At 54.0% G+C, this 13,164-nt stretch carries 13 protein-coding genes, 2 tRNA genes and 1 rRNA gene; 4 read left to right on the forward strand and 12 right to left on the reverse strand.

Annotation, left to right across the window (positions count from 1 at the left end):
- Nucleotides 1–27: 27 nt before the first annotated feature.
- Nucleotides 28–309, forward strand: coding sequence for a peptidylprolyl isomerase PpiC (gene ppiC, locus N7922_RS23825; protein ID WP_001140255.1), 282 nt, complete (start codon nucleotides 28–30; stop codon nucleotides 307–309).
- 81 nt (nucleotides 310–390) lie between these two features.
- Here ppiC and ilvC read toward each other — a convergent pair whose 3' ends face one another.
- Nucleotides 391–1,866 (reverse strand): ketol-acid reductoisomerase, encoded by a 1,476-nt coding sequence (ilvC, locus tag N7922_RS23830; protein ID WP_263098559.1) that lies wholly within the window; start codon nucleotides 1,864–1,866, stop codon nucleotides 391–393.
- 156 nt (nucleotides 1,867–2,022) lie between these two features.
- Between ilvC and ilvY the strand changes: the two genes are divergently transcribed.
- A complete protein-coding gene (gene ilvY / locus N7922_RS23835; protein WP_263098560.1) occupies nucleotides 2,023–2,913 on the forward strand; it encodes an HTH-type transcriptional activator IlvY in 891 nt (296 codons plus the stop codon).
- Between the two features lie 4 nt (nucleotides 2,914–2,917).
- Here the strand turns inward: ilvY and ilvA are convergent, their stop codons facing one another.
- The 7 genes from ilvA to ilvL form a co-directional block, all read right to left on the reverse strand.
- Nucleotides 2,918–4,462, reverse strand: coding sequence for a threonine ammonia-lyase, biosynthetic (ilvA, locus tag N7922_RS23840; protein WP_263100996.1), 1,545 nt, complete (start codon nucleotides 4,460–4,462; stop codon nucleotides 2,918–2,920).
- 2 nt (nucleotides 4,463–4,464) lie between these two features.
- Nucleotides 4,465–6,315, reverse strand: a complete 1,851-nt coding sequence (gene ilvD / locus N7922_RS23845) for a dihydroxy-acid dehydratase (protein WP_263098561.1) — start codon at nucleotides 6,313–6,315, stop codon at nucleotides 4,465–4,467.
- Nucleotides 6,316–6,415: 100 nt separating this feature from the next.
- Nucleotides 6,416–7,345, reverse strand: a complete 930-nt coding sequence (gene ilvE, locus N7922_RS23850) for a branched-chain-amino-acid transaminase (protein WP_061499237.1) — start codon at nucleotides 7,343–7,345, stop codon at nucleotides 6,416–6,418.
- 17 nt (nucleotides 7,346–7,362) lie between these two features.
- A complete protein-coding gene (ilvM, locus tag N7922_RS23855) occupies nucleotides 7,363–7,632 on the reverse strand; it encodes an acetolactate synthase 2 small subunit (protein ID WP_263098562.1) in 270 nt (89 codons plus the stop codon).
- Nucleotides 7,629–9,275 (reverse strand): acetolactate synthase 2 catalytic subunit, encoded by a 1,647-nt coding sequence (ilvG, locus tag N7922_RS23860; RefSeq protein WP_263098563.1) that lies wholly within the window; start codon nucleotides 9,273–9,275, stop codon nucleotides 7,629–7,631. The genes ilvM and ilvG overlap by 4 nt, the downstream gene beginning before the upstream one ends.
- 2 nt (nucleotides 9,276–9,277) lie before the next feature.
- Nucleotides 9,278–9,328, reverse strand: coding sequence for a peptide IlvX (ilvX, locus tag N7922_RS25350; RefSeq protein ID WP_209446748.1), 51 nt, complete (start codon nucleotides 9,326–9,328; stop codon nucleotides 9,278–9,280).
- An 86-nt stretch (nucleotides 9,329–9,414) separates the two neighbouring features.
- The gene (ilvL, locus tag N7922_RS23865; protein ID WP_001311244.1) at nucleotides 9,415–9,513 is read right to left on the reverse strand and encodes an ilv operon leader peptide; all 99 of its coding nucleotides are present in this window, start codon (nucleotides 9,511–9,513) and stop codon (nucleotides 9,415–9,417) included.
- Between the two features lie 341 nt (nucleotides 9,514–9,854).
- Here ilvL and N7922_RS23870 point away from each other — a divergent pair, with 341 nt between their 5' ends.
- Nucleotides 9,855–11,375 carry a YifB family Mg chelatase-like AAA ATPase gene (locus N7922_RS23870; protein ID WP_263098564.1) on the forward strand — a complete coding sequence of 507 codons (1,521 nt, stop codon included), beginning with the start codon at nucleotides 9,855–9,857 and terminating at the stop codon, nucleotides 11,373–11,375.
- Between the two features lie 25 nt (nucleotides 11,376–11,400).
- Here the strand turns inward: N7922_RS23870 and N7922_RS23875 are convergent, their stop codons facing one another.
- Nucleotides 11,401–11,739, reverse strand: coding sequence for a DUF413 domain-containing protein (locus N7922_RS23875; RefSeq protein ID WP_263098565.1), 339 nt, complete (start codon nucleotides 11,737–11,739; stop codon nucleotides 11,401–11,403).
- 106 nt (nucleotides 11,740–11,845) lie between these two features.
- On the opposite strand from N7922_RS23875, the gene hdfR reads away from it, so the two are divergent.
- The gene (gene hdfR, locus N7922_RS23880) at nucleotides 11,846–12,679 is read left to right on the forward strand and encodes an HTH-type transcriptional regulator HdfR (protein ID WP_263098566.1); all 834 of its coding nucleotides are present in this window, start codon (nucleotides 11,846–11,848) and stop codon (nucleotides 12,677–12,679) included.
- A 96-nt stretch (nucleotides 12,680–12,775) separates the two neighbouring features.
- Here hdfR and N7922_RS23885 read toward each other — a convergent pair.
- The 3 genes from N7922_RS23885 to rrf all read right to left on the reverse strand — a co-directional run bounded on the left by N7922_RS23885 (nucleotide 12,776) and on the right by rrf (nucleotide 13,104).
- Nucleotides 12,776–12,851, reverse strand: a tRNA-Trp gene (locus N7922_RS23885).
- A gap of 8 nt (nucleotides 12,852–12,859) precedes the next feature.
- A tRNA-Asp gene (locus tag N7922_RS23890) sits at nucleotides 12,860–12,936 on the reverse strand.
- Nucleotides 12,937–12,988: 52 nt separating this feature from the next.
- Nucleotides 12,989–13,104, reverse strand: a 5S ribosomal RNA gene (gene rrf, locus N7922_RS23895).
- Nucleotides 13,105–13,164: the final 60 nt, after the last annotated feature.

Raw genomic sequence — 13,164 nt, forward strand, 5'->3', positions numbered from 1 at the left:
CCAAACTCCTCCACTCAAGGCACGATCATGGCAAAAACAGCAGCAGCACTGCACATCCTTGTTAAAGAAGAGAAACTGGCGCTGGATCTTCTGGAACAAATCAAAAACGGCGGCGATTTCGAGAAACTGGCGAAGAAACACTCTATTTGCCCATCAGGCAAAAAAGGCGGCCATTTAGGGGAATTCCGTCAGGGTCAGATGGTTCCGGCCTTCGATAAAGTGGTGTTTTCCTGCCCGGTGCTGGAGCCGACCGGCCCGCTGCACACCCAGTTCGGTTATCACATCATCAAAGTGCTGTATCGCAACTAATAAAAAGCCCGGTGGCGCTCACGCTTACCGGGCTTACGCTACTGCAGGTCGGGCAGGCGAAACGCTACCCGACTTCTTTTTTTAGCCTGCGACAGCAATACGTTTCATATCAGTCATGTAGCCACGCAGCTTCTGACCCACTTTTTCGATTGCATGGCTGCGAACCGCTTCGTTCACATCGCGCAGTTGCGCGTTATCAACAGCGCCTTCGGCAATCGCCTGGCCCAGGTCGCCCGTCTGCAGCGTGGTCATAAACTCTTTCAGCAGCGGAACACAGGCATAAGAGAACAGGTAGTTACCATACTCAGCGGTATCAGAGATAACCACGTTCATTTCATACAGGCGTTTACGCGCGATGGTGTTGGCAATCAGCGGCAGCTCGTGCAGTGATTCATAGTAAGCAGACTCTTCGATGATGCCGGAAGCAACCATAGTTTCAAACGCCAACTCAACGCCCGCTTTCACCATCGCGATCATCAGCACGCCTTTATCGAAGTACTCTTGTTCGCTGATTTTGCCTTCAAACTGCGGTGCGGTTTCAAATGCGGTTTTACCGGTCTCTTCACGCCAGGTCAGCAGTTTTTTATCGTCGTTCGCCCAGTCAGCCATCATGCCGGAGGAGAATTCGCCGGAGATGATGTCATCCATATGTTTCTGGAACAGCGGCGCCATAATGCCTTTCAGCTGTTCAGACAGTGCATAAGCGCGCAGTTTCGCCGGGTTAGAAAGACGGTCCATCATCAGGGTGATGCCGCCCTGTTTCAGCGCTTCGGTGATGGTTTCCCAACCGAACTGAATCAGTTTTTCTGCGTAGGCCGCGTCAGTCCCTTCCGCCACCAGCTTGTCGAAGCACAGCAGAGAGCCGGCCTGCAACATACCGCAGAGGATGGTCTGTTCGCCCATCAGGTCAGATTTCACTTCCGCAACGAAAGAGGACTCCAGAACACCCGCGCGATGACCGCCCGTTGCCGCAGCCCAGGCTTTAGCAATCGCCATACCTTCACCTTTCGGATCGTTCTCCGGGTGCACGGCAATCAGGGTCGGTACGCCAAAACCGCGTTTGTACTCTTCACGCACTTCGGTGCCCGGGCATTTTGGCGCAACCATCACCACGGTGATGTCTTTACGGATCTGCTCGCCCACTTCGACGATGTTGAAACCGTGGGAATAACCCAGCGCTGCGCCATCTTTCATCAGCGGCTGTACGGAACGCACAACATCAGAGTGTTGCTTGTCCGGCGTCAGGTTAACCACCAGATCCGCCTGCGGGATCAGCTCTTCATAAGTGCCAACGTTAAAACCGTTTTCGGTCGCCTTGCGCCAGGATGCGCGTTTTTCAGCGATCGCTTCCTTACGCAGCGCGTAGGAGATATCCAGGCCGGAGTCGCGCATATTCAGACCCTGGTTCAGGCCCTGGGCGCCGCAGCCGACAATGACCACTTTTTTACCCTGAAGGTAGCTTGCGCCATCGGCAAATTCTTCACGCGCCATAAAGCGACATTTGCCCAGCTGTGCCAGCTGCTGGCGCAGGTTCAGTGTATTAAAGTAGTTAGCCATGGTGAGACCTCATGATGTTGTGTTGTGGTGCTTATTGTTCGGTTCGCTGTTTCGCGAGATTGAACCCACTATATGACAGGAAATGCGTTGCTTAAATTGATATATTAACAATGTGACATTGCAATTTTTGCAATACAAATTTGTGGAGCCTGTCTCATGGATTTACGCGACCTGAAAACGTTTCTGCATCTGGCGGAAAGCCGCCATTTTGGCCGCAGTGCGCGGGCCATGCACGTCAGCCCTTCCACGCTCTCGCGCCAGATCCAGCGACTGGAAGAGGATCTCGGCCAGCCGCTTTTTGTGCGAGATAACCGCACCGTCACACTGACCGAAGCGGGAGAAGAACTTCGCGTTTTCGCTCAACAAACTTTATTGCAGTATCAGCAACTCCGCCACACGATAGACCAGCAAGGCCCCTCGCTTTCCGGCGAGTTGCATCTGTTTTGTTCCGTTACCGCGGCGTACAGTCATTTGCCGCCTATTCTCGATCGCTTCCGCGCTGAACATCCGTCGGTGGAAATCAAACTCACCACCGGTGATGCCGCCGACGCGATGGAAAAAGTGGTCACCGGCGAAGCAGATCTGGCGATAGCCGGGAAACCGGAAACCTTGCCCGGCGCGGTGGCTTTTTCCATGCTGGAAAATCTTGCCGTTGTGCTAATAGCGCCGGCCTTAGCCTGCCCGGTACGCAACCAGGTTTCGCAGCCAGATCCCGACTGGTCGACGGTGCCGTTTATTATGGCGGATCAGGGACCAGTGCGCCGTCGCATTGAGCTGTGGTTTCGTCGTCATAAAATCAGCAATCCGTCGATTTACGCCACCGTTGGCGGCCACGAAGCAATGGTATCGATGGTCGCATTAGGCTGCGGCGTAGCGCTGATCCCGGAAGTGGTGCTGGAAAACAGCCCGGAGCCGGTGCGCAACCGGGTGATGATCCTTGAGCGCAGCGACGAGAAAACACCGTTCGAGCTTGGCGTATGCGCACAAAAAAAGCGGCTGCATGAGCCGCTTGTGAGTGCTTTCTGGCAAATCCTGCCCAACCATTAACCGGCTAACCGGCGAGGAAAAACCGGAACGCCGGGTTATGCGTCTCATCGTGGCAATCATAACCGAGTTCATTGAGCCGGGTTTCGAAGTCCGGCTCATGATCCGCCAGCTCAAACGCCGCCAGCACGCGACCATAGTCGGTACCATGACTGCGATAATGGAACAGCGAGATATTCCAGTGAGTGCCGAGCGTGTGCAAAAACTTCAGCAGCGCGCCGGGAGATTCCGGGAATTCAAAACTGTATAAGCGCTCCTGCAACGGCTTAGAGGGCCGACCGCCGACCATGTAACGCACGTGCAGTTTCGCCATCTCATCATCGGAGAGATCCACCACGTCATAACCGCCGTTATGCAGCAGTTCGAGGATCTCTTTACGTTCTTCTAACCCGCGGCTTAAGCGCACGCCCACAAAAATGCAGGCATCTTTCGCATCCGCAAAACGATAGTTAAACTCGGTAACAGAGCGCCCGCCGAGCAACTGGCAGAACTTCAGAAAACTGCCTTTCTCTTCCGGGATAGTGACCGCCAGCAGCGCTTCACGCTGTTCACCCAGTTCGCAACGCTCGGAAACATAGCGCAGGCCGTGGAAATTGACGTTCGCACCGGAAAGCACATGCGCCAGTCGCTCGCCATGAATATTATGTTTGGCGATGTACTTTTTCATGCCCGCCAGCGCCAGTGCACCAGAAGGCTCCGCCACAGCGCGTACGTCTTCGAACAGATCTTTCATCGCCGCGCAAATCGCGTCGCTATCCACGGTGACGATATCGTCGAGATAGGCCTGACACAGCCGGAACGTTTCGTTACCGATACGTTTTACCGCCACCCCTTCCGCAAACAGCCCGACGCGGGGTAAATCAACCGGATGACCCGCATCCAACGCGGCTTTCAGACAAGCCGAATCTTCCGCTTCAACGGCAATGACTTTGATTTGCGGCATCAGTTGCTTAATCAGCACCGCCACACCCGCCGCCAGACCGCCGCCGCCTACCGGCACAAAAACGCGATCGATATGCGCATCCTGCTGCAAAAGCTCTAGCGCCAGCGTACCCTGCCCGGCAATCACCATCGGGTGATCGAACGGCGGCACGAAGGTGAAACCTTGCTGTTGCGACAGCTCAATGGCTTTAGCTTTGGCTTCGTCGAAGTTCGCGCCGTGCAGCAGAACCTCGCCGCCAAAGCCACGTACCGCATCAACTTTGATATCCGCAGTCGCGACCGGCATAACGATCAGCGATTTAATGCCAAGCCGCGTGGAAGACATTGCCACACCTTGCGCATGGTTGCCTGCCGAAGCCGTGATCACGCCGTTAGCTTTCTGCTCTTCCGTCAGCCCAGCAATCATCGCGTACGCCCCGCGCAGCTTAAAGCTGTGCACGGGCTGTCTGTCTTCGCGTTTCACCAGAATGACGTTATCCAGACGCGAAGAGAGCTTTTCCATTTTTTGCAGCGGCGTTACCTGCGCCGCTTCATAAACCGGTGCGCGAAGCACCGCCCTCAGATATTCCGCCCCTTCGGGGGCGGCGGAGAGGGGTTGGGATTCGGCCATCATTAACCCCCGAGTTTAGATTTATCGCGTACTGCGCCTTTGTCTGCACTGGTCGCGAGGCTGGCATAGGCGCGCAGCGCAAAGGATACCTGGCGTTCGCGATCGACAGGTGTCCAGGCTTTATCGCCGCGGGCTTCCTGGGCTTCACGACGTGCAGCCAGTTCCTGATCGCTCAGTTGCAGCTGAATGCCACGGCTCGGAATGTCGATAGCGATGATGTCGCCATCTTCAATCAGGCCAATGTTGCCGCCGCTGGCCGCTTCGGGTGAAACGTGACCGATAGAAAGACCGGAGGTACCGCCGGAGAAACGACCGTCGGTGATCAGTGCGCAGGCCTTACCTAACCCCATGGATTTCAGGAAGCTGGTCGGATAAAGCATCTCTTGCATACCCGGCCCACCTTTCGGCCCTTCGTAGCGAATCACCACGACATCACCAGCGACCACTTTGCCACCGAGGATAGCCTCAACCGCCGCATCCTGGCTTTCGTACACTTTCGCCGGGCCGGTAAATTTCAGGTTGCTGTCATCAACGCCCGCCGTTTTCACGATACAACCGTTCTCTGCAAAGTTGCCATACAGCACCGCCAGACCGCCATCTTTACTGTAAGCGTGTTCCAGCGAACGGATACAGCCTTCGGCGCGATCGTCATCCAGCGTGTCCCAGCGGCAATCCTGCGAAAATGCCTGCGTGGTTCGGATGCCTGCCGGACCTGCGCGGAACATGGTTTTCACCGCGTCGTCTTTGGTCAGCATCACATCGTATTGTTCAAGGGTTTGCGGCAGCGTCAGACCCAGCACGTTTTTCACGTCGCGGTTCAGCAGACCTGCACGATCCAGCTCTCCGAGGATGCCCAACACACCACCGGCGCGATGCACATCTTCCATATGGTATTTCTGCGTACTTGGCGCGACCTTACACAACTGCGGCACCTTGCGGGAAAGCTTGTCAATGTCGCTCATGGTGAAATCAATTTCGGCTTCCTGCGCAGCAGCCAGCAGGTGCAGAACGGTATTGGTCGAACCGCCCATGGCAATATCCAGCGTCATGGCATTTTCAAACGCCGCTTTGCTGGCGATCTGACGCGGCAACGCACTGGCATCGTCCTGCTCGTAATACCGTTTAGTCAGTTCAACAATGCGTTTGCCAGCATTGATAAACAGGTCTTTGCGATCGGCATGGGTGGCCAGCAGCGAACCGTTACCCGGCTGAGATAGGCCCAACGCTTCAGTCAGGCAGTTCATCGAGTTGGCGGTAAACATACCGGAACAGGAACCGCAGGTAGGGCAAGCAGAACGCTCAACCTGTTCACTCTGATCGTCAGAGACTTTCGGGTCAGCACCCTGGATCATTGCATCCACCAGATCGAGTTTGATGATCTGGTTAGAGAGTTTGGTTTTCCCGGCTTCCATCGGGCCGCCGGAAACAAAAATGACCGGAATGTTCAGGCGCAGGGAGGCCATCAGCATCCCCGGGGTGATTTTGTCGCAGTTGGAAATACACACCATGGCATCAGCGCAGTGGGCATTCACCATATATTCGACGGAGTCGGCAATCAGCTCGCGGGATGGCAGGGAGTAAAGCATACCGCCGTGCCCCATCGCGATGCCATCATCGACAGCGATAGTATTGAACTCTTTCGCGACGCCGCCTGCGGCCTCAATTTGCTCCGCAACCAGTTTACCAAGATCGCGCAGATGGACGTGGCCCGGCACGAACTGGGTAAACGAGTTCACGACGGCAATAATCGGTTTGCCGAAATCGGCATCGGTCATCCCGGTTGCGCGCCACAGCGCGCGGGCACCCGCCATATTGCGCCCGTGGGTGGTGGTGGCGGAACGGTACTTAGGCATGCTTTTTTACTCCCGTCTATCTTTTCCCGTCATCCTTTGCGCCGCAGCTACGTTGGCTGCCTTGCTGCAACACAAATGATTTAGGGAAACAAATTTATTGTTATTGGTTAACTTGATCCAACCAGCCCCATTTATCCTCGGTTTCACCGGTGAAGAGGCCAAAGAATGCTTGCTGAATGCGTTTGGTGACCGGGCCGCAACGGCCTTCGCCCACCTGAATACCATCGACGCTGCGTACCGGGGTGATTTCTGCGGCGGTACCGGACATGAACACCTCATCCGCCAGGTACAGAGATTCGCGGGACAGTACCTGCTCACGCACTTCGATATTCAGCTCTTTCGCCAGCTTAATGATGGCATCACGCGTGATACCCGGCAGTGCGGAAGAAGTAAACGGCGGGGTGAACAGAATACCGTCTTTCACTTCAAACAGGTTTTCGCCTGCGCCTTCAGAGATATAGCCGTTCACATCCAGAGCGATACCTTCCTGATAGCCATGACGGCGCGCTTCGCTACCAACCAGCAGGGAAGAAAGATAGTTACCACCGGCTTTGGCGGCTGTCGGGATGGTGTTTGGCGCCACGCGGTTCCAGGAAGAAACCATGGCATCGATCCCCTGATCCAGCGCTTCAGCGCCGAGATAAGCTCCCCACGGAAACGCGGCGATGATCACGTCAGTGGAGTAGCCTGCAGGCGGGTTCACGCCCATACCCACGTCACCCACAAACACCAACGGGCGAATATAAGCGCTGGTCAGGTTATTTTTGCGGATCACGGCACGGCATGCTTCCATCAGCTCATCGGTGCTCTGAGATACCGGGAAACGGTAAATTTTTGCAGAGTCTTGCAGGCGCTGCATATGTTCACGATGGCGGAAGACCACTGGACCTTTGTGAGAGTCGTAGCAACGGATGCCTTCAAATACAGACGTACCGTAATGCAGCGCGTGGGACATCACGTGGACTTTTGCATCTTCCCAACGAACCATCTCGCCATTGAACCAAATGTAGTCTGCTTTTTTCGTCGTCATTATTCTTCCTATTGCGCTTATGCGCGGATTTGTTGTGATTGTGATGATGTGGCGCGCTGTCGGATATCAACCCGGGCAACGTCGATAAGTTTGCTCAACTGGCTAAACAGTAATTCGACAGGCCGCGGACTGGCAACGGTCAATTCGATATTTATATTCCGCGCATCGCTGGCGGTTTCCATGTTCATCGCGCATACCTGAAAGCCACGGTGGCGCACCACACGCAATACGCGTTCTAACGTTTCCGGGTTGAAACGAGCCTCAACGGCGACCTGATGTTGCATCATGATAATTTCTCCAGCATTTGTGCGTTACTGGCGCCGGGCGGCACCAACGGCCAGACATTCTCAAGTTCGTCGATTGAGACATGAAGCAAGTATGGCCCCTGACACGAAAGCAGGGTGTCGAGTGCCGCTTCAACCTGGTCTTTACGGGTGATGTGCTGGCCGGGGATGCCGAAGGCGCTGGCCAGCGTAAGGAAATCGGGGTTATCGGTCAGGGTGGTTTCGCTATAACGTTCGTTGAAGAATAACTGCTGCCATTGACGAACCATCCCTAAGCGCTGGTTATCCAATAAAACGATCTTCAGCGGTAATTGTTTGCGTTTTACGGTGCCGAGCTCCTGAACATTCATCATGAAAGAGCCGTCACCGGAGATACAGATAACCGTATCGTCAGGGCGGGCAACCTGAGCCCCCACCGCGGCAGGCAAACCAAATCCCATGGTGCCTAATCCGCTGGAAGTAATGAAGTTTTCCGGACGATTGAAACTCAGATGCTGGGCCGCCCACATTTGGTGCTGTCCCACATCGGTGGTCACTACGCTATTTTCCGGTTTACGCTCAGAGAGCTGCTTTAACAGCAGGGGCGCATAGATAGCCTCACCGGGATGGTCATAACGCCAGGCATGCTCGCGGCGCAGATCGGCGTTGAACTGACGCCATTCGTCAATCATCAGCGGTTGCTGCAACGCAGGCAGCAAGGCATTTAAATCCCCCTGCAGCGCAACGTGCGCCTGGCGCAGTTTGCTCATTTCCGCCGGGTCGATATCCATGTGGATGACGCTGGCGTGCGGCGCGAAAGTGTTCAGCTTGCCGGTGACGCGATCGTCAAAACGCGCGCCAACAGCAACCAACAAATCACACTCCTGTACCGCAAAGTTAGCCGCTTTCGTCCCGTGCATACCCAGCATGCCAAGATAGTAAGCATACTCCGCCTCAACGGCGCCTAACCCCTTCAGCGTGCAGGTAACCGGCATTTTCGTTACCGCCAGGAAGTCACGCAATGCCGGAACAGCCTGGGCCATCCCCACGCCACCACCGACATACAGCATCGGTTTTTTAGCCTGTGAAAGCATCTGATACGCTTGTGCAACCTGCTCTTGCGGAAAGGAAATATCGTCTTCGACGGTGGAGAAGTACGGCTCCAGATTACCGACCGCTAGTTGGATATCTTTTGGGATATCAACCAGTACCGGACCAGGACGCCCCGAGCTGGCGACGTGAAATGCTTCGGCCATCACGCGGGGTAAATCTTCCAGCGACTCAACCAAAAAGCTGTGTTTCGTGCAGGCCAGGGATAAACCCAGCACGTCCACTTCCTGAAATGCATCGGTACCGATAAACGGCGCAGCAACTTGCCCTGTGATAGCGACGACCGGAACGGAATCTAACAGTGCATCGGCAAGACCCGTGATCAGGTTGGTGGCGCCAGGGCCGGAGGTGGCAATACAAACACCGGTCTTACCCGTAGAACGGGCGTAACCGATGGCGGCCATCGCAGCACCCTGCTCATGCCGACACAGTAGGTGTTCCACGCCGCCGTCATACAATGCATCGTAAACCGGCATAATTGCGCCACCCGGATACCCGAATACGGTATCGACTCTCTGTGCCCGCAACGCATGTACTACCCACTGTGCCCCATTCATAGTTAGTTCCCCGCCGGATATCGGGAGAAACAGAATTTTGTGCTACAACTCATTCTCTGCTCCTCGTTAATGTTTTTAGGTCATAAAAAAACCCCCGGACCTTTCGGTGCGGGGGTCTTAGTTCGTTAAGGCTTGTTTTTTAAGCCTTTCCTCGTCCAAGTGCAGCCCCGCACGGTGGGATAATAATCACCACCACGCTAATCACGACCAGGCTAATCACTCGTAGAAGGGCTGTCATTTGTGTTCGTTCTTGCTTCATGTTCGAAGGAATGCCTAAAGAGTTATCACAGATTTGAGACAAGACACAAGAAATATTTATGGATTATTTTGCGAGCAAGTCGACAAGTTGCCAAAAAACCTTTGTTTTATATAACAAAAAAGAAGGGTGAAAATATTTCACTTTTCCGGGCCGCTGTTCAGAGATTGAACGTCCCTATGACTGGTCGTGCGAGCGCGCTTCCAACATGATGAAAAGCGCTCAGGCTTGCGATGAAATAACAGGGAATATCACGCAAATACAGCAAAACAGCAGGGAAATGACAAAACTGAGAGCCAATAATGCCACGAAAAGGAGGTGTTATGACGTTGTCAGTAATTTACACACGGGCAGCTTTGGGGGTCGCCGCACCGCTGGTGACGGTGGAAGTGCATATCAGCAATGGGCTCCCCGGTCTGACCATCGTTGGGCTGCCAGAAACGACCGTCAGAGAAGCACGAGACAGGGTACGTAGCGCGATTATCAACAGCGGCTATGAGTTTCCCGCGAAACGGATCACCATCAATCTGGCGCCGGCCGATTTGCCTAAAGAAGGTGGCAGATACGATTTACCCATTGCCATCGCGCTTCTCGCAGCCTCTGAGCAGCTTTCAACTGGAAAGTTAAGTCATTACGAGTTTGTTGGCGAACTCGCGCTTACAGGGGCATTACGCGGAGTTCCTGGTGCTATCTCCTGCGTAATGGAAGCCATAAAAGTCCACAGAAACATCATCCTTGCGCAGGAGAATGAAGCGGAAGCCAGCCTGGCGCAAACGCAGGCATGTCTTGTTGCAGGACATTTACAAGAGGTCTGCGCTTTTCTGGAAGACAAACATGAATTGTTACCACCGAAGCCTTTTCACCTCCCTCAGGAAGCGCACGGTGAAGATTTAAGTGATGTTATAGGGCAGGAGCAGGGCAAGCGGGCGCTGGAAATCACAGCCGCCGGCGGACACAATCTCTTGCTCATTGGTCCTCCAGGCACCGGAAAAACAATGCTGGCCAGTCGGTTAGGTGGATTACTTCCACCACTGAGCAATCAGGAAGCGCTGGAAAGTGCTGCGGTGATGAGCGTGTTGAACGCCGCCAACCTCACCCGTCATTGGCGACGGCGGCCGTTCCGATCGCCTCACCACAGCGCGTCACTCGCAGCAATGGTCGGGGGTGGCTCAATGCCCGGGCCGGGTGAAATTTCGCTGGCGCATAACGGCGTATTATTTCTCGACGAGTTGCCAGAATTTGAGAGGCGGGTGCTGGACGCATTGCGCGAGCCGATTGAGTCCGGAAAAATTGATATTTCCAGAACACGTGCGAAAGTCACCTACCCGGCACGGTTCCAATTGATCGCCGCCATGAACCCCAGCCCGACAGGACACTATCAGGGGAACCATAACCGTTGCACGCCGGAACAAACGTTACGCTATCTGGGAAGATTGTCAGGCCCATTTCTCGATCGTTTTGATCTCTCACTGGAGATACCGCTTCCGGTCTCCGGGCTAATGAGTCAGACGCAAATCAAAGGTGAATGCAGTGAGACGGTCCGTGCCCGCGTGGTGAGCGCACAAGCACGCCAGTTGGCTCGTCAGAATAAACTCAACGCGCGACTTGAGAGTAGCGAAACCAGGCTGTTCTGCTCACTCTCCGGGGAGGATGGGGAGTGGCTGGAGGAGACATTAATACGTCTGGGTCTGTCTGTGCGGGCCTGGCAGCGTTTGCTGAAGGTGGCAAGGACCATTGCCGACCTTAAACAGCAAGAACAAATCCAGCGTTGCCATCTGCAGGAAGCGCTAAGTTATCGTGCTATCGACAGGTTATTTGTTCATCTGCAAAAAATGCTGAGGTAAAAAAAGGGGCCGTAGCCCCTTTTTCTTAATCGTCGGAATCCGTGTAGTCTTCCGTGCCCTCAGCCTGCGGCTTACCGCCGGACAGAGTATGAAAACGCTTCGGACGCTTAATGCGCGCCATATACTTAATCCAGACACGTTCTGCTTCAGTGCTGGGTTCACGCTCTCCACGGCAAACGGCAATAAACTGCGTCTCTTCTTCGGTCGTCGGTTTGCGCTTACCGAGCTCCAGCTCGTTAAAGGCATAACCATGACGCTCAAGCAGTTGAGCCTCTTTGATGGTGAAATCACCGTGGCGAGAGAACCCGCGTGGATAATTTTTATTGTCGAAAAAACGATTCGTCGTCGTAAAGCTTTCCGCCATCCTGCACGCTCCTAATTCTTTGGCCGAGCTATTTATGGCGCGGAGTATTAGTTACGCTTGACAGAGTGTAAAACAAAACATTTAAATCATTACGACAAATATTTTTGTGGAGAAAACTGTGGATACGGAATTATTAAAAACTTTCCTGGAAGTGAGCAGGACTCGTCACTTTGGCCGGGCGGCTGAAGCACTCTATTTGACGCAGTCTGCGGTGAGTTTTCGTATTCGCCAACTGGAGAACCAGCTTGGGGTCAATCTTTTCACTCGCCACCGCAATAACATCCGCCTGACTGCTGCGGGAGAAAAGCTTCTGCCTTACGCAGAAACGTTAATGAGCACATGGCAGGCAGCAAGAAAGGAAGTCGCGCACACTTCACGACATCACCAGTTTTCTATCGGTGCCAGCGCTTCACTGTGGGAATGCATGCTCAGCGATTGGCTAACCGGGCTTTACGATCTTGGCGGTAATCTGCAGTTTGAAGCACGTATAGCACAACGGCAATCGCTGGTTAAGCAGTTGCACGAGCGTCAGTTAGATCTGCTGATCACCACCGAGACACCCAAAATGGATGAGTTCAGCAGCCAGTTGCTGGGACATTTCACGCTTGCGCTGTATTGCTCAGCACCTGAAAAAACAAAATCAGAGCTTAATTACCTTCGTCTGGAATGGGGGCCAGATTTCCAGCAGCATGAGGTGGAATTGATTGCCAGCGATGATGTGCCCACATTAACGACCAGCTCGGCAGAAGTTGCGCATCGCCAATTACCTCAATTGAATGGCTGTACATGGTTACCTGTCTTATGGGCAGATCAAAAAGAAGGCTTACACCAGGTGACAGATACTGTGATGCTTTCCCGTCCACTTTATGCAATCTGGTTACAGAACAGCGACAAACAAAACCAGATCAAAGATCTCTTAAAGATCAAAGTGATTGATTGAACCGTGAGGCAAGGATGCTGAGCGGTGTTCCAGGAAGTGAGATATAGAAAAAATGCAAAAAAAAATCCTTAGCAAATAAATGCTAAGGATTGTTTCTGGCAGGGGCGGAGAGACTCGAACTCCCAACACCCGGTTTTGGAGACCGGTGCTCTACCAATTGAACTACGCCCCTAAATAGGGTGGCGGAACGGACGGGACTCGAACCCGCGACCCCCTGCGTGACAGGCAGGTATTCTAACCGACTGAACTACCGCTCCACCGAATTTGTCACTTCACCGGTTTTCACACCGGTTTACTGCTTAATTTGATGCCTGGCAGTTCCCTACTCTCGCATGGGGAGACCCCACACTACCATCGGCGCTACGGCGTTTCACTTCTGAGTTCGGCATGGGGTCAGGTGGGACCACCGCGCTAGTGCCGCCAGGCAAATTCTGTTTGTCAGACCGCTTCCGCGCCCTGACATCATCTGTATCAAGCTGATTATC

The organism is Kosakonia sp. ML.JS2a (genome assembly GCF_025642095.1).
Taxonomy (GTDB): domain Bacteria; phylum Pseudomonadota; class Gammaproteobacteria; order Enterobacterales; family Enterobacteriaceae.